At 70.6% G+C, this 15,986-nt stretch carries 14 protein-coding genes; 10 read left to right on the plus strand and 4 right to left on the minus strand.

The genetic code is table 11. The features are described from left to right. Nucleotides 1-89 precede the first annotated feature (89 nt). Genes ACTJK8_RS16940 through ACTJK8_RS16950 form a run of 3 tightly spaced genes read left to right on the plus strand, consistent with a single transcriptional unit; the run spans nucleotide 90 to nucleotide 2,162 of the window. Nucleotides 90-1,343, plus strand: coding sequence for a GNAT family N-acetyltransferase (locus ACTJK8_RS16940; protein WP_440762258.1), 1,254 nt, complete (start codon nucleotides 90-92; stop codon nucleotides 1,341-1,343). Then, nucleotides 1,340-1,954, plus strand: coding sequence for a cysteine hydrolase family protein (locus ACTJK8_RS16945; protein ID WP_024829671.1), 615 nt, complete (start codon nucleotides 1,340-1,342; stop codon nucleotides 1,952-1,954). The genes ACTJK8_RS16940 and ACTJK8_RS16945 overlap by 4 nt, the downstream gene beginning before the upstream one ends. Next, nucleotides 1,947-2,162 (plus strand): hypothetical protein, encoded by a 216-nt coding sequence (locus ACTJK8_RS16950; protein WP_012319812.1) that lies wholly within the window; start codon nucleotides 1,947-1,949, stop codon nucleotides 2,160-2,162. Before ACTJK8_RS16945 ends, ACTJK8_RS16950 begins: the two co-directional genes overlap by 8 nt. Here ACTJK8_RS16950 and ACTJK8_RS16955 read toward each other — a convergent pair whose 3' ends face one another. Both ACTJK8_RS16955 and ACTJK8_RS16960 read right to left on the minus strand, forming a co-directional pair. Next, nucleotides 2,163-2,342: a hypothetical protein gene (locus tag ACTJK8_RS16955; RefSeq protein WP_440762259.1), complete on the minus strand. Its 180-nt coding sequence runs from the start codon at nucleotides 2,340-2,342 to the stop codon at nucleotides 2,163-2,165. 450 nt (nucleotides 2,343-2,792) lie between these two features. Further along, the gene (locus ACTJK8_RS16960) at nucleotides 2,793-3,020 is read right to left on the minus strand and encodes a hypothetical protein (RefSeq protein WP_012319810.1); all 228 of its coding nucleotides are present in this window, start codon (nucleotides 3,018-3,020) and stop codon (nucleotides 2,793-2,795) included. Nucleotides 3,021-3,275: 255 nt separating this feature from the next. Here ACTJK8_RS16960 and ACTJK8_RS16965 point away from each other — a divergent pair, with 255 nt between their 5' ends. The 6 genes from ACTJK8_RS16965 to ACTJK8_RS16990 all read left to right on the plus strand — a co-directional run bounded on the left by ACTJK8_RS16965 (nucleotide 3,276) and on the right by ACTJK8_RS16990 (nucleotide 11,825). Next, nucleotides 3,276-4,529: an efflux RND transporter periplasmic adaptor subunit gene (locus ACTJK8_RS16965; protein WP_024829672.1), complete on the plus strand. Its 1,254-nt coding sequence runs from the start codon at nucleotides 3,276-3,278 to the stop codon at nucleotides 4,527-4,529. 49 nt (nucleotides 4,530-4,578) lie between these two features. Further along, nucleotides 4,579-7,743 (plus strand): efflux RND transporter permease subunit, encoded by a 3,165-nt coding sequence (locus tag ACTJK8_RS16970; RefSeq protein WP_440762260.1) that lies wholly within the window; start codon nucleotides 4,579-4,581, stop codon nucleotides 7,741-7,743. A 158-nt stretch (nucleotides 7,744-7,901) separates the two neighbouring features. After that, nucleotides 7,902-9,038 (plus strand): CaiB/BaiF CoA transferase family protein, encoded by a 1,137-nt coding sequence (locus tag ACTJK8_RS16975; protein WP_012319807.1) that lies wholly within the window; start codon nucleotides 7,902-7,904, stop codon nucleotides 9,036-9,038. Nucleotides 9,039-9,081: 43 nt separating this feature from the next. Then, the gene (locus ACTJK8_RS16980) at nucleotides 9,082-9,831 is read left to right on the plus strand and encodes an SDR family oxidoreductase (RefSeq protein ID WP_024829674.1); all 750 of its coding nucleotides are present in this window, start codon (nucleotides 9,082-9,084) and stop codon (nucleotides 9,829-9,831) included. Between the two features lie 10 nt (nucleotides 9,832-9,841). After that, nucleotides 9,842-10,990 carry an acyl-CoA dehydrogenase family protein gene (locus ACTJK8_RS16985; protein WP_029357474.1) on the plus strand — a complete coding sequence of 383 codons (1,149 nt, stop codon included), beginning with the start codon at nucleotides 9,842-9,844 and terminating at the stop codon, nucleotides 10,988-10,990. Between the two features lies 1 nt (nucleotide 10,991). After that, nucleotides 10,992-11,825: an FAS1-like dehydratase domain-containing protein gene (locus ACTJK8_RS16990; RefSeq protein WP_440762261.1), complete on the plus strand. Its 834-nt coding sequence runs from the start codon at nucleotides 10,992-10,994 to the stop codon at nucleotides 11,823-11,825. Nucleotides 11,826-11,964: 139 nt separating this feature from the next. On the opposite strand, the gene ACTJK8_RS16995 is transcribed toward ACTJK8_RS16990, so the two are convergent. After that, on the minus strand, nucleotides 11,965-12,390 hold the full coding sequence (locus tag ACTJK8_RS16995) for an organic hydroperoxide resistance protein (RefSeq protein WP_053620953.1): 426 nt from the start codon (nucleotides 12,388-12,390) through the stop codon (nucleotides 11,965-11,967). 86 nt (nucleotides 12,391-12,476) lie between these two features. Continuing rightward, complete coding sequence (ade, locus tag ACTJK8_RS17000) at nucleotides 12,477-14,198, minus strand: adenine deaminase (RefSeq protein WP_440762262.1); 1,722 nt, start codon at nucleotides 14,196-14,198, stop codon at nucleotides 12,477-12,479. A 127-nt stretch (nucleotides 14,199-14,325) separates the two neighbouring features. Here ade and ilvD point away from each other — a divergent pair. After that, nucleotides 14,326-15,986 (plus strand): dihydroxy-acid dehydratase (gene ilvD / locus ACTJK8_RS17005; RefSeq protein ID WP_440762263.1); only part of this gene is annotated, 1,661 nt, incomplete at its 3' end.

The following is a 15,986-nucleotide window of genomic DNA, read 5'->3' on the forward strand; positions in this document are numbered from 1 at the left end:
CACCCCTGTTTCAAATTTTGCACATACAGCGAGAGCGCTAGATGCGAAGTGCTTAACCGTCAATCCGTACCCGAATGACAGGTCATCCGATGACGGTGCACATTGCTCGCGCGCAGTTCGTCGCCAAGGACGCCGATCAACTCGGTACAGCGCTAGTCTCTCCCGAGCCGCGGCACGCGCTGAATGCGCTCGAGGTCGGCCGAATTGCCCGGCACCTCGTCATCTTCACGCCGACCCCGGACGATCTGGCGCGGCTGATCGCGGCGGCGCGCGCGGATCTGCCCGATCTCGCGCCCCTGCGCACCGTCCAGCGGGTGATGTCGATCAATCCCGACAGCGTCCTGGCGATCGCCCAGCGCCACCGGTTCGACGCCGCGGATCCGCGGGGCGAGGGGTTCGTGGCCTGCCTGATGCTGAACGCCGACGGCGTGGCCGCGCTCAAGAACGGGACGCTCGACGCGTCCGATCCGCCCGCCGCGATGCTGGCCGGCCAGCACGAACGTCCGGCCGGGATCTACGTCTGGGCCGTCTACGCGCGGCGGCGCCTCTCCGGCGGAGTCGGCCTCGTCTTCGATCGTCTGTCGAGCCCGACCTACCGGGGCGTGGACTTCTACGCCCGCGCGGCCACACCCGAGGGGGCCGACCTCCTGTCGGCCCTCGGCTTCGCGGCGCGGACCTCCGCCGGCGGGACCCTGTACCATTTCGCCCGCGGTCCGAAGGCGGAGCCGGCGCCCCCATACGACAGTCACCGGCCGGGCGCGACCGGCATCAGCGTCGCGGTCGCGCGGAACATGGAGGACCTGTCCCGGGTGATCGCCCTGCGCGCCGCCGTCTACATGGCGGAGCAGGCCTGCCCGTACGAGGAGGAGTTCGACGGCAACGACCTCTCGGCGACGCACCTGATCGGCTATGTCGGCGACGAGCCGGCGGGCTGCCTGCGCATCCGGTTCTTCGCCGATTTCGCCAAGATCGAGCGCCTCGCGGTCCGGGCCGAGTTCCGCAACACGCGCCTGTCCTTCGCGCTGGTCCGCGCCGGGATCGAGCTCGCCCGGGTGAAGGGCTACCGCCGGCTCTACGGCCACGCCCAGAAACGCCTCGTCGGCTTCTGGAGCCGCTTCGGCTTCCGGGTCTTCGAGGGCGCGCAGGAGCTGGTCTTCTCGGATTTCGACTACGTCGAGATGCTGATGGAGGCGGAGCCGCACCCGCAGGCCATCGCGCTCGGCGCCGACCCCTACGTCATCATCCGGCCGGAGGGCCGCTGGCACCGGGCGGGCGCCCTCGACCGTTCGCGCAGCCGCGCCGTGACCCGCCCCTCCGTCGACCGCGCGGTCGCGGCGCGATGAACAGGCCGATCAACCCGGCGCTGTATCGCCGGCCGCGCAGCGTCCCGGTCCTGGTGCTGGTGGACATGCAGCAGGAATACGAGGTCGCCGGGCGCCCGCTCGCCCTGGCCGGGATCGAGCCCGCCCTCTCGAACTGCCGCCGCGCGCTCGCGCATGCCCGCGCGAGCGGCATGCAGGTGGTCTATGTCCGCTGGGTCGGCGCGCCGCTGTTCCAGGCGGGCAGCCGCTTCGTGCGCTGGATCGAGGGCTTCGAGCCCCACGGCTGCGACATGATCTTCGACCGGGATCGCCCGTCCTGCTACGCCAGCCCCGCCTTCGCGGACGCGATGGAGCGCGGCTCCCCGCCGCTGGTCATCGCGGGCTTCGCCGGCGAGTCGTCCTGCCTCGCGACCGCGATCGACGGCTTCCACCGCGGACAGGACGTGACCTTCCTGTCCGATGCCTCCGCCAGCCACGACCTCGACGGCATCTCCGCCGACGAGATCCACCGGTCGGTGAGCGCGGTGATGCGGGTGTTCGGCGACGTCACGGACACGCAGTCCTGGATCGCGGCCTCCGCGCCGTTCAAGCCCCTGCCCACAGCGTCGAGCCCCACGCACGCCAATGACTGACCGAAGCCAGAACGACGGGATTCCGGACGGGGGCCGGGGCGGCGACGAGGATGTGGACCTGCGTCTCGGTCGCCACGTGATCGAGCTGCTGCAGGCGGCGCGAGACGCCGGCGAGCCGACGCTGATCGCGCAGGCCGAGGCCATGGCGATGGCGGTCGGGTTCGTGCTGGCGAGCCGGTTGCCGGGCGCAGAGCCGGAGACCGCGTGATCAGTCGGCCGCGTCCTCGCTGCCGATGAGGCGCATGGCCCGCAGGCGCGCGGTCCGCTCGTCGCGCGCGCCCCTGTCGGCGTCGAGGGCACGCCACAAGGCGAGGAGGTCGCTCGCGTGTGTCGTATCGATGGTTTCGTCGGCGTCGTGCGCCATCTCGGCGTGATCGAAGGCGTCCATGTTCAAAGTCCCGCGCCTTGAGATGCTGTGCGCTAACAGGACATCCGCGCGATCGTCCAGCCCGAAAGATAGGCAGATCTTGTACAAGCCGGCGCGATCGTCACGCCCGGCACGATTCACTGCCGGCAAACTGATCCTCGGGCCGGCGCGAGGCGCGGCACGGATCCTCGACCGTGTCCGCGTCACAGGAGCGGCGCGTCGAATGCCCAAGACCCCACGGCAGGGCGGCATTTCAATCAAGGATCAGCCCTTGGGCGAAGTCGAAATCTAACAATTCAACAGTCGAGCGGCGCTCTTCTCCCAATTCGAACTGTCCGGAAAGAGCCCGATCCCGCGCAAGCCCGGTGATACCCTCAGAAACATCTCGGACACCGAACTGTGCCAATCCCGATCGGCAGAGGCCTGCGCCGGCTGCCGGGTCGGCTCTCCCGCGAGCCGAGACCGGTCGCGTCAGGCCCGGGATTGGGTCAGCGCGGCGATGATGGACTCGACTACCTCGATCTGCTCCTGCACGGCGACCAGCCGCGGCCCGGCTTCCGCGCCGTCGCCCAGCACGAAGGTGCCCTTCTGCCGCCGCGCGTCGCGCAGCTTGCGCACCGACGCGACGATGATCTGCCGCTCCTCGATCAGCGCGTCGCGCAGTTCGTTCAGGCCGTCCAGTTCCAGCGTCGAGGCCATGCGGCGTCCCGGTCTCACATCCTCGGCGCGGCCTCGACGGTCATCCCGCGCGCCCGGACCGGGCCCGGGCCGTCCGGACAGGGCATCCGACGGAGCGACGCCGCCCTTCACTCGCGGCGGTAGCACGCTTTCCGCGCGCGGAACATTGCCGCGATCCGCGGGGTCCCGCGATGTCCGGCGCGGTCATTGTATGCTATTGAATGCAAAATTATCCCGGTCCGCGAAGCGGTCGGATCAACGGGCGGATACCGGCGCATGCTGAGTGAGGACGTGCACGGCCGCGACGGGTCTCGCGCGGACGAGACGGTCACGGACCGGAGCCACGGCGACGCGCCACGCGCCGTCGCCGGACCAGCGAAGAAGCGCTCCGGCGCGGCCGGGCTGATCCTCCTGCTGCTCGCCGTCGCGGGCGGCGGCGCCTACGGCTACACGCGCCTGAATCAGCCCGCGGTGAAGTCCAGGGCGGCGGCCCCGCTGCCGGTGCCCGTCACCCTCGGCACGGTCGAGCAGGGGCCGTTCGCCCTCGTGTCGAACGGCCTCGGCACCGTCCAGGCGTACAACACCGTCCAGGTGCGCACGCGCGTCGACGGCGAGATCCAGCAGGTCGCGTTCCGCGAGGGGCAGACCGTCCGCAAGGGCGACGTGCTCGTGCAGATCGACCCGCGGCCCTACCAGGCGGCGCTGGATCAGGCGAAGGCCAAGAAGGAGCAGGACACGGCCAACCTCGGCAACGCGAAGGCGGACCTCGTCCGCTACACCGGGCTGGGCGCCTTCGCCTCCCGGCAGCAGACCGAGACGCAGACGGCCCTGGTCGCCCAGCTCACCGCGCAGGTGGCGTCCGACCAGGCGGCCATCGACAACGCCACGACGCAGCTCGGCTACGCCACGATCCGCGCGCCCATCGACGGCGTCACGGGCTTCCGGCAGGTCGATATCGGCAACATCGTCAACGCGGCCGGTCAGACCCCGATCGTGACGATCACCCAGGTCGAGCCGATCTTCGTGGTGTTCACGGCCCCGGAGGATCAACTGCCCGCCATCACCGCGGCCCTCAAGGCCGGTGACGTGCCGGTGGAGGCCTGGACGTCGGACGGGCTGACCAAGCTCGCCGACGGCAAGCTCGCCCTGTTCAACAACCAGGTCGACACCGCGACCGGCACGATCCGCCTCAAGGCCGTCTACGAGAACAGGAACCACGCGCTGTGGCCGGGCCTGTCGGTTTCCACCAAGATGCGGGTCGGCACGGTCGCGGTCGCCACGACGGTGCCGGACGACGCGATCCAGCACGGGCCCGACGGGCTGTTCGCCTTCGTGGTCGACGATGCCAGCCGGGCGCATCAGCGCGCGCTGAAGGCGGGCCGCTCGGATTCGGGGCGGACGCGCGTTCTCAGCGGCGACCTCCGGCCCGGCGAGCGGGTGATCGTCGCCGGCCAGTACAAGGTGCAGGACGGCAGCCTCGTGGCCGATCCGCACAGCGCGCACACCGCGCAGGCGGAGGCGGTCCAGTGACGCGCGCGGCACGTCTCACGGCGGCCGTGTCAGCGCGCGGGGTCCGAGCATGAAGGGCGGCATCTCGGCCCCGTTCATCCGGTTCCCGGTGGCGACCACGCTGATCATGGTCGGCATCCTGTTCCTCGGGGTGGTGGCCTACCCGCTGCTCGGCGTCGCGCCGCTGCCGCAGGTGGATTTCCCGACGATCCAGGTGACCGCGCAGCTGCCGGGGGCCAGCCCGGAGACGATGGCCTCGTCGGTGGCGCAGCCCCTGGAGCGGCAGTTCTCCCAGATCCCGGGCGTGTCGCAGATGACCTCGACGAGTTCCCTCGGGATCTCGACGGTCACGGTCCAGTTCGACCTCAACCGCAACATCGACGGTGCGGCGAGCGACATCCAGGCGGCGATCAACGCCGCCAGCGGCCAGCTCCCGAAGAACCTCCCGACACCGCCGACTTACCGCAAGGTCAATCCGGCCGATTCGCCGATCCTGCTGCTCTCAGCCACCTCCGACAGCATGCCGCTGATCGACGTCGACGACGCGGTCGATGTGCAGCTCGCCCAGCGGATCAGCCAGATCTCGGGCGTCGCCCAGGTCTTCATCGGCGGCCAGCAGAAGCCCGCCTTGCGGATCCAGATCGACCCGGCCAAGCTCGTCGCCAAGGGGCTGTCGCTGGAGGACGTGCGCGCGCAGCTCACCCTCACCACCGTCAACAACCCGAAGGGCAGCATCGACGGCGGCAGCCACAGCTACACCATCTACGCCAACGACCAGCTCACCGCGGCGCAGAACTGGAACGACGTGATCGTGGCCTATCGCGACGGCGCGCCGCTGCGCGTGCGCGACATCGGCCGGGCCGTCGCCGGTCCCGAGGACACCAAGCAGGCCGGCTGGACCAACGGCAAGCGCGGCATCTTCCTGGTCGTGTTCAAGCAGCCCGGCGCCAACGTGATCGACACGGTGGACAGCATCAAGGCCCAGCTGCCGCGCCTGACCGCCACCCTCCCGGCCGCCATCAAGGTCGGCATCCTGAGCGACCGCACGCAGACGATTCGCGCCTCGGTCGAGGACGTGCAGTTCACCCTGCTGCTGACCATCGTGCTGGTCGTCGGGGTGATCTTCGTCTTCCTGCGCAGCTTCTGGGCGACCGTGATCCCGAGCGTGACTGTGCCGCTCGCGCTGCTCGGCGCCTGCGCGCTGATGTGGATGGCGGGCTACACCCTCGACAACCTCTCGCTGATGGCCCTGACCATCTCGGTGGGCTTCGTGGTCGACGACGCCATCGTCGTGCTGGAGAACATCAGCCGCTACGTCGAGGAGGGGATGCGGCCCATGGAGGCCGCGTTCAAGGGCGCGGGCGAGATCGGCTTCACCATCGTGTCGATCTCGGTGTCGCTGATCGCCGTGCTGATCCCGCTCCTGCTGATGGGGGGCATCATCGGCCGGCTGTTCCGCGAGTTCGCCGTGGTGCTGTCGATGACCATCGCGGTCTCGGCCTTCGTGTCCCTGACTCTGACCCCGATGATGGCCTCGCGGTTGCTGAAGGCCCACGATGCCGAGCGTCACGGCCGCCTCTACCGGATGAGCGAGGCCGCCTTCGACTGGCTGCTCGCGGTCTACGCCGACGCCCTCGACGTCGCCCTGCGCTTCCGCCGCGTCACGCTGCTGGTCTTCTTCGCCACCCTGGCGCTGACCGGCTACCTGTTCGTGGCGATCCCGAAGGGCTTCTTCCCGCAGCAGGACACCGGTTTCATGATCGGCGTCACCGAGGCGGGCCAGGACATCTCCTTCTCGGCGATGAAGGCGCTGCAGGAGAAGGTCGGCGCGATCGTCCAGGCCGATCCGGCGGTGGCCACGGTCGGCATGTCGCTCGGCGGCAACGGCCAGGCGCTCAATTCCGGGCGCATGTACATCACGCTCAAGCCGCGCGAGGAGCGCGACGTCAACGCCTTCCAGGTGATCGGCCGTCTGCGCCCGAAGCTGGAGCGCGTCGAGGGCATCCGGACCTTCATCCAGGCGACGCAGGACGTGCGCACCGGCGGCCGCACCTCGCGGACGCAGTTCGAGTACACCCTCCAGGACCCGGACCTCGCCGAGCTGAACACCTGGGCGCCGCGCATCCTCGACAAGATGAAGACGCTGCCGGAGCTGCGCGACGTCGCCACCGACCAGCAGACCCGGGGCACGACGCTGACGCTGTCGATCGACCGCGACGCCGCCTCGCGCTACGGCATCACGCCCCAGCTCATCGATGACACGCTCTACGACGCGTTCGGCCAGCGCCAGATCGCGCAGTACTTCACGCAGCTGAACAGCTACCACGTGGTGCTGGAGGTGCTGCCGGCGCTCCAGGGCAGCGTCGAGAGCCTGGACAAGATCTACATCAAGGCGCCGATCGGCGGCGGGCAGGTGCCGCTCGCGGCCTTCGCCCACTGGTCGACGGACCCGGTGGCGCCGCTGGCCGTGAATCACCAGGGCCAGTTCCCGGCGGTGACGATCAGCTTCAACCTCGCCCCCGACGTCGCCCTCGGGCAGGCCACGGAGGCGATCGGCCGGGCGATGCGCGAGCTGCAGGTTCCGCCGACCGTGGTCAGCGGCTTCCAGGGCACCGCCCAGGCCTTCCAGCAGTCGCTCTCGACGGTGCCGCTGCTGATCCTGGCGGCCCTGTTCGTCGTCTACCTGATCCTCGGCATCCTCTACGAGAGCTTCATCCACCCGCTCACGATCCTCTCGACCCTGCCGTCGGCCGGCGTCGGCGCCCTGGCGGTGCTGATGTGGGCGGGGTTCGATTTCAGCCTGATCGCGCTCATCGGCATCATCCTCTTGATCGGCATCGTGAAGAAGAACGGCATCATGCTGGTCGACTTCGCGATCGTGGCCGAGCGCGAGGAGGGTCTCTCGCCCGAGGTCGCGATCCGGAAGGCGGCGCTGCTGCGCTTCCGGCCGATCCTGATGACCACGATGGCGGCCCTGCTCGGCGGCATCCCGCTGATGATCGCCACCGGCACCGGTTCGGAGATCCGGCAGCCGCTGGGCTACGCCATGGTCGGCGGCCTCGCGGTCAGCCAGGTGCTGACGCTGTTCACCACGCCGGTGATCTACATCTACCTGGACCGGCTGGCGCACCGCTTCTCGTTCCGCGACAAGCCGCGGGCGGTGGACGCGGCGCTCGAGGACCCCGAGCCGGTGGAGGAGGTTCGTGGGCCGCCGGCGCTGCGCGCGGCGGAGTGAGGCCGACCGCCGCCTCCGGGCGCTGAGCGTCGCGGGACAGGCGCCGCGAAGCCGACGGCCGGGCGGCCCTGTCACCGCAACACGCTTGGCGGGGGAGCTCGCCGTTCCAGTTCATTCGCTGCCGGCCCTCTGAGACCGCGCGACGCCGAAGGATCCGGATGAGCCAGAACCTGCCGCTGCGAGGGCTCACCGTGCTCGCCCTGGAGCAGGCGGTCGCCGCGCCCTACTGCACCTCGCGGCTCGCCGATGCCGGGGCCCGGGTCATCAAGATCGAGCGGCCGGAGGGTGATTTCGCCCGCGGCTACGACTCGGCGGTCAACGGGCTGGCGAGCTACTTCGTCTGGCTCAACCGCGGCAAGGAGAGCCTCGTCGCCGACATCAAGGATCCGGCCGATGCCCGCCTGCTGCACGCGATCCTCGCGCAGGCCGACGTGTTCGTGCAGAACCTCGCTCCCGGCGCAGCGGCCCGGGCGGGCTTCGGCACGGCGGAGCTGCGGGCGCGCTATCCGCGGCTGATCACCGTCGACATCTCCGGTTACGGCACCGGCAACGCCTACAGCGACATGAAGGCCTACGACCTGCTGGTCCAGGCCGAGAGCGGGCTCGCCGGGATCACCGGACATCCGGCCGGACCCGGGCGCGTCGGCGTCTCCGTCTGCGACGTCGCCTGCGGGATGGACGCCCACGCCGCCGTTCTCGAGGCGCTGATCGCCCGCGGGATCACCGGACAGGGCTGCGCCCTGGAGGTCAGCCTGTTCAGCGGCGCCGCCGACTGGATGAACGTGCCGCTGCTCTACTTCGAGGGGACGGGGCAGGCCCCGCGGCGGGTCGGCCTCGCGCATCCCTCGATCTGCCCCTACGGCGCCTTCCCCACGGCCGACGGCAGCCTGGTGCTGATCTCGATCCAGAACGAGCGCGAGTGGGCGAGTTTCTGCGCCGGCGTCCTCGGGGAGCCCGACCTCGCCCGGGCCGAGGGCTTCGCGTCCAACAATGCCCGGGTGGCCAACCGCGCCGCGGTCGACCTGCGCGTCGGCGCCGAGCTGGTGCGGCTCAGCCGCGACGCGGCCGCCGCCCGGCTGAAGGCGGCGGGCACCGCCTACGGCTTCGTCAACACGCTGGCGGATCTCGCCGCGCACCCGGCGCTGATCCGCGCGGAGGTCCGGACGCCTTCGGGGCCGGCCCGGATCGTGGCGCCGCCGGTGCTGATCGACGGCGAGGTCCGCGCCCTCGGCCCGGTTCCGGCGATCGACGAGCACGGGGCGCGGATCCGGGAGGAATTCGGTCGCCGCGACTGAGGACTGCGATACGACGGCAGAACATGAACGGCGGGAGGAGACGATGAGACTGGACGGCAAGATCGCGCTCGTGACGGGGGCTGGCAGCGGCTTCGGTGCCGGGATCGCCCAGCGCTTCGCCGCGGAGGGCGCCAAGGTCGCCTGCGTCGACATCGACGGCGCGGCGGCCGAGCGTGTCGCCGCGGCACTCGGCGAAAATGCCATCGCGATCGCCGCCGATGTCGGCTTGGCCGCCGACGTCGCCGCCAGCGTCGCCGAGACGCGGCAGCGCTTCGGCGTGCCGAACGTTCTCGTCAACAACGCCGGCACCACCCATCGCAACAAGCCGCTGATGGAGGTGACCGAGGAGGACTTCGACCGGGTCTTCCGGGTCAACGTGAAGTCGATCTTCCACTACGTCCGGGAAGTCGCCCCGCTGATGCGCGACGCCGGCGGCGGCGCGATCCTGAATGTCAGCTCGACGGCGGCGCTGCGGCCGCGCCCGGGGCTGACGTGGTACAACGCCTCCAAGGGGGCGGCGAGCCTCGCCTCGAAATCCCTCGCCCTGGAACTGGCACCCTGGAAGATCCGGGTGAACGCCCTCTGCCCGGTCATGGGCGCCACGGGGCTCCTCGAGCACTTCATGGGCGTCCTCGACACGCCCGAGAATCGCGACCGCTTCATCGCCACGATCCCGCTCGGGCGCCTGTCGGAGGCGAGCGACATCGCGGCGGCGGCCCTGTTCCTCGCCTCCGACGAGGCGGCGTTCATCACCGGCGTCGATCTGCCGGTCGACGGCGGTCGCACGGCCTGAGGAGTTCCCGATGGAATCCTATACCGAGATCCGCGAGGCGGTCGCCAAGCTCTGCGCCGGCTTCCCGGGACCGTACTGGCGGGCCCTCGACCGTGAGATGGCCTACCCGACCGCGTTCGTGAACGCGCTGACCGAGAGCGGCTACCTGTCGGTGCTGATCCCCGAGGCGTACGGCGGCTCCGGCCTGCCGCTCTCGGCCGCCGCCGCGATCCTCGAGGAGGTGCAGCGGGCGGGTTGCAACGGCGGCGCCTGCCACGCTCAGATGTACACGATGGGGACGCTGCTTCGGCACGGCTCGGAGGCGCAGAAGGCCGAGTACCTGCCGGCCATCGCGGAGGGCCGCCTGCGGCTCCAGGCCTTCGGCGTGACCGAGCCGACCTCCGGCACCGACACCGGCAGCCTGAAGACGACGGCGCGCCTGGAGGGCGACCACTACATCGTCAACGGCCAGAAGATCTGGACCAGCCGCGCCGAGCACTCGGACCTGATGCTGCTCCTCGCCCGCACCACGCCGAAGGCCGAGGGCATGAAGCGCACGGACGGGCTGTCGGTGCTCCTCGTCGACATGCGCGCGGCGAAGGGCAACGGCCTCACGATCCGGCCGATCCGCACCATGATGAACCACGCCACCACCGAGGTCTTCTTCGACAATCTCCGGGTGCCGGCGCAGAACCTCATCGGCGAGGAGGGCAGGGGCTTCCGCTACATCCTGTCCGGCATGAATGCCGAGCGGATCCTGATCGCCGCCGAGTGCGTCGGCGACGCCAAGTGGTTCATCGACAGGGCCCGCGCCTATGCCGGAGAGCGGTCCGTGTTCGGCCGGCCGATCGGCGCCAACCAGGGTGTGCAGTTCCCGATCGCGAAGGCTTACGCGAACATGCGCGCGGCCGAACTCATGGTCCGCGAGGCGCTGACCCTCTACGAGGGCGGCGCCAATCCCGGGGCCGAGGCTAACATGGCCAAGATGCTCGCCGCCGACGCCTCCTTCGAGGCGGCCAACGCCTGCATCCAGACCCATGGCGGCTTCGGATTCGCCGAGGAGTACGACGTGGAGCGCAAGTTCCGCGAGACGCGCCTCTATCAGGTCGCCCCGATCTCCACGAACCTGATCCTCGCCTACCTGTCCGAGCACGTCCTCGGCCTGCCGCGGTCGTACTGAGATGACCGATCTCACTGGCTGGATCGGCCGGACGCGAGAGGCGTCCGACCTCGTCACCCCGCGCCTCCTCGCGGAGTTCCGCGCGACCTTCGCGCCCCACCTGGCGCCGGTCTCCGACGGGATCGCGCCACCGGCGCTGCACTGGTGCCTCGCGCCCGAGACGCCGCCGGCCGATGCCCTCGGTCCGGACGGCCACGCCGCCAAGGGCGGCTTCCTGCCGCCCGTGCCGCTGCCCCGGCGGATGTGGGCGGGGGGCGAGATCGAGACGGCCTCGGGCCTGCGCGCGGGGGACGCGGTGACGCGCACCGAGACCGTGCGGGACGTCGCCTTCAAGAGCGGTCGGAGCGGGAGCCTGTGCTTCGTCACCGTCGACCACACGGTGGCGACAGGACGGGGCGTCGCGATCCGCGAGCGGCAGGACATCGTCTACCGCGAGGCGGCGGGCGCGCAGAGCGAAACAAGTGCTGCGCCCGAGCGCGACGATCCCGAAGCATACGCGGCGATCTGGGACGTATCGGCGACGCCGACGCTGCTGTTCCGCTACTCGGCGATGACTTTCAACGGCCACCGCTTCCACTACGATCAGCCCTACGCGACGCGGGTGGAGGGCTACGCCGACCTCGTCGTTCACGGCCCGATGCAGGCCACGCTGCTGATGAACCTCGCCGCGACGCTCCTGGGACACGGGCCGCGGAAATTCGCGTATCGCGGGGTGTCGCCGATGACCGCCAACCAGATCTTCCGGGTCTGCGGGCGAGTCTGCGGGACGGTGTTCGAGGGCGTGACGCTCGACGCGGCGGGCCATGTCTGCATGCGGGCCCGGGGCGACGCGTGAGAGGCCGGACCGCTCGGTCCGCGCCTGGGATCAGCCGGGGATCAGTGCCGTCGGCGCGCCGCGCATGCCCGGCGGCGTCGCATCGGCCCGCGGATGCGTCGACGGGCCGAGTGGGGCGCGGGNCCCGCGCCGAGCGGGCTCAGGCCAGCTTCAGACCGACGTTGACGTTGCCGCGGGTCGCGTTGGAGTACGGGCAGACCTGGTGAGCGGCGTCGACGAGCTTCTGCGCGTCGGCGCGGTCGAGGCCCGGCAGGCTGATCGTCAGGTCGGCGGTGATGCCGAAGCCGCCCTCGGAGCGCGGGCCGATGCCGACTTCTGCGGTGACGCTGGTGTCGGCCGGGACCTTCAGCTGCAGCGACGGCGCGACGGCCTTCATGGCGCCCAGGAAGCAGGCCGAGTAGCCGGACGCGAAGAGCTGCTCCGGGTTCGCGCCCGGACCGCCCGCGCCGCCGAGCTCCTTCGGGGTCGAGAGCTTGACCTCGAAGCTGCCGTCGGCCGTCCGAGCGGCGCCGTCGCGGCCGCCGGTGGCAGTGGCGGAGGTGCGGTACTTCACGTCTACGGGCATGGGACTCTCCGGTTTGGGGGATGCCGCCGGCATGTAGGTGCCGACTCGCTTCCGCACAGCCCAGTTAGATTGCGCGCAATCTAATTTCAAGGGTCGATCAGCGCGAAGCGGTCGACATCCACGAGACCCCGGTCGGTGATCTTGAGGTGGGGAATGACGGGCAGGGGCAGGAACGCGACCTGCAGGAAGGGCTCGGGGAGGACGACATCGAGGCTTCGCGCCGCGTCGCGCAGGGTTACGAGGGATCGCCGGATGGTGTCGAACGGCATCAGGCTCATCAGGCCGGCCACCGGCAGCGCGATCTCGGCCAGCACGCGGCCGCCCTCGACCACCACGAAGCCGCCCTCGATCTCTCCGAGCCGGTTCACCGCCACGGCCATGTCGGCATCGTCCGCCCCGACCACCGTGATGTTGTGGCTGTCGTGCCCGACCGACGAGGCGATGGCCCCGCGCCGGAGGCCGAATCCCTTGACGAACGCGACGCCGATGCCGCGCCCGCCCGGTGCCGTGCGGCCGTGGCGCTCGACGACGGCGACCTTGATGACGTCCTGACCCAGGTCGATCCGGCGCTCGCCGCCGGAATAGGGCAAGGTGAGGTCGTGGCGCAGAGTGATGATCTTGCCGGGCACCACCCCGATCACCGGCGTCGACGGACCGGAGCCCGGCGCGGCAAAGTCCGCCGCCGTCACGCGCCGCGCCCGCACGCTCCGGCGACCGATCGGCTCGACCGGCGCGCGCGCGTCGAAGAGCGCTGCGTCGACCGGGCGCCCCGCGCTGAGCACCCGCGACACCGCGCAGGCGGCGAGATCGTCGAGGACCACGAGATCGGCGCGCTGGCCGGGCGCGACGAGGCCCCGGTCGTGCAGCCCGAAGGCGCGGGCCGCCGACCAGGACGCCGCGCGGTAGGCGGCCAGCGGCGGCACGCCGAGGGCGATGGCCGTGCGGACGACGAAGTCGAGATGGCCCTCCTCGGCGATGTCGAGGGGATTCCGGTCATCGGTGCAGAAGGCCAGGAACGGCGCCGTCCGCTCGGTCAGGATCGGCGCGAGGGCGTGCAGGTCCTTGCAGACCGAGCCCTCCCGGATCAGCACGGTCATGCCCTTCGAGAGCTTCTCGCGGGCCTCGTCGGGCGAGGTTGCCTCGTGCTCGGTGCGGATGCCGGCGGCGATGTAGCCGTTGAGCCCGAGGCCGCGCAGGAGCGGCGCGTGCCCATCGATGTGCCGCCCTTGGAAGGCGGCGAGCTTGTCCAGCACGCCCGGATCCGCCGCCAGCACGCCCGGGAAGTTCATGAACTCGGCGAGGCCGATCACCCTCGGATGGGCCGCGAAGGGGGCGAGATCCTGCGCCTCGATCCGCGCGCCGGAGGTCTCCAGGTGGTCGGTTGCGGGGACGCAGGAGGAGAGCTGCACGCGCAGGTCCATCGCCAGGGTCTCGGCGGATCTCAGGAACCACGTGAAGGCGTCGGTGCCGAGCACGTTGGCCATCTCGTGCGGGTCGCAGATCCCGGTGGTGACGCCGTGCGGCAGGACGCACCGCTCATATTCCTGCGGCGGCATCAGCGACGATTCGACGTGGAAGTGGGTGTCGATGAAGCCCGGCACCACGACCTTGCCGGACACGTCGATCTCCCGGGCGCCGCGGTACTGCCCGAAGGTCCCGACGATCCGGTCGCCGCAGATCGCGATGTCGGAGGCGACGAGGTCGCCCGTGACGAGGTCGAGGAAGCGGCCGCCCTTCAGGACGAGGTCGGCGTCGACGCGGCCCTGACCCTGCGCGATGGCCCGCCGGAGGAAATCCACCTGTGTCATCGCGAGTCGCCCCTCCGCCCTGCCATCCGCCAGAAGCATGCCACGGGTGCCAGCCCCTCCGCGACGCTTGCGGATGCGCGGGCGCGGGCGCAGAAGCCGCTCACCTTTGAACTGGTCGAAGCTCTCGATGCCCGCCTATCGCTCACGCACCACCACCCACGGCCGCAACATGGCCGGCGCCCGCGGCCTCTGGCGCGCCACCGGCATGAAGGACTCGGACTTCGGCAAGCCGATCATCGCCGTGGTGAACTCCTTCACGCAGTTCGTGCCGGGCCACGTCCACCTCAAGGATCTCGGCCAGCTCGTCGCGCGGGAGATCGAGGCGGCCGGCGGCGTCGCCAAGGAGTTCAACACCATCGCGGTCGATGACGGCATCGCGATGGGCCACGACGGGATGCTGTACTCGCTGCCGTCCCGCGAATTGATCGCCGATTCCGTCGAGTACATGGTCAACGCGCACTGCGCCGACGCGATGGTGTGCATCTCGAACTGCGACAAGATCACCCCCGGCATGCTGATGGCGACTTTGCGCCTCAACATCCCGACCGTGTTCGTCTCCGGCGGCCCGATGGAGGCCGGCAAGGTCCAGCTGCCGGGCATCGCCAAGAAGGTCGACCTCGTCGACGCGATGATCGCCGCCGCCGACGACCGGATCTCCGACGAGGATGTCGCCGTCATCGAGCGCTCGGCTTGCCCGACCTGCGGCTCGTGCTCGGGCATGTTCACGGCGAACTCGATGAACTGCCTCACCGAGGCCCTCGGGCTGGCGCTGCCGGGCAACGGCTCGGTGCTCGCCACCCACGCCGACCGCAAGCGCCTCTTTGTCGAGGCCGGCCACCTGATCGTCGATCTGGCCCGCCGCCACTACGAGCAGGACGACGCCGGCGTGCTGCCGCGCGCGGTCGCGAGCTTCCGGGCGTTCGAGAACGCCATGACCCTCGACATCGCCATGGGCGGGTCGACCAACACGGTGCTGCACCTGCTGGCCGCCGCCCACGAGGGCGAGGTGCCCTTCACCATGGCCGATATCGACCGGCTGTCGCGGCGGGTTCCGGTGCTGTGCAAGGTCGCCCCGGCAGTGGCCAACGTCCACATGGAGGACGTGCATCGCGCCGGCGGGATCATGGGCATCCTGGGCGAGCTCGACCGGGCCGGCCTGATCGATACCGGCGTCGGCAACGTCTCGGCCGGGACGCTCGGCGCCGCGCTCGCCCGCTGGGACGTGCGCGGCGAACCGGCCGCCTCGGTGAAGACCTTCTACCAAGCGGCGCCGGGCGGCGTGCCGACCCAGGTGGCGTTCAGTCAGGAATCCCGGTTCGACGCGCTCGATCTCGACCGCGAGGGCGGCGTCATCCGCGACGCGGCACACGCCTATTCGCAGGATGGCGGCCTCGCCGTGCTCTACGGCAACCTCGCCGAGCAGGGCTGTATCGTGAAGACCGCGGGCGTCGACGCCTCGATTCTGACCTTCACGGGCACCGCCCGCGTGTTCGAGAGCCAGGACGCGGCCGTCGACGGCATCCTCAACGGCAAGGTCACGGCCGGCGAGGTCGTGCTGATCCGCTACGAGGGACCGCGGGGGGGCCCCGGCATGCAGGAGATGCTCTACCCGACGAGCTACCTCAAATCGAAGGGGCTGGGTAAGGCGTGCGCCCTCGTCACCGACGGGCGGTTCTCCGGCGGGTCGTCGGGCCTGTCCATCGGGCACGTCTCCCCCGAGGCGGCCGAGGGCGGCCTGATCGGCCTCGTGCGCGACGGCGACCGGATCGCCATCGACATCCCGAACCG

Source organism: Methylobacterium sp. 22177 (assembly GCF_052045615.1).
GTDB lineage: Bacteria > Pseudomonadota > Alphaproteobacteria > Rhizobiales > Beijerinckiaceae > Methylobacterium > Methylobacterium radiotolerans.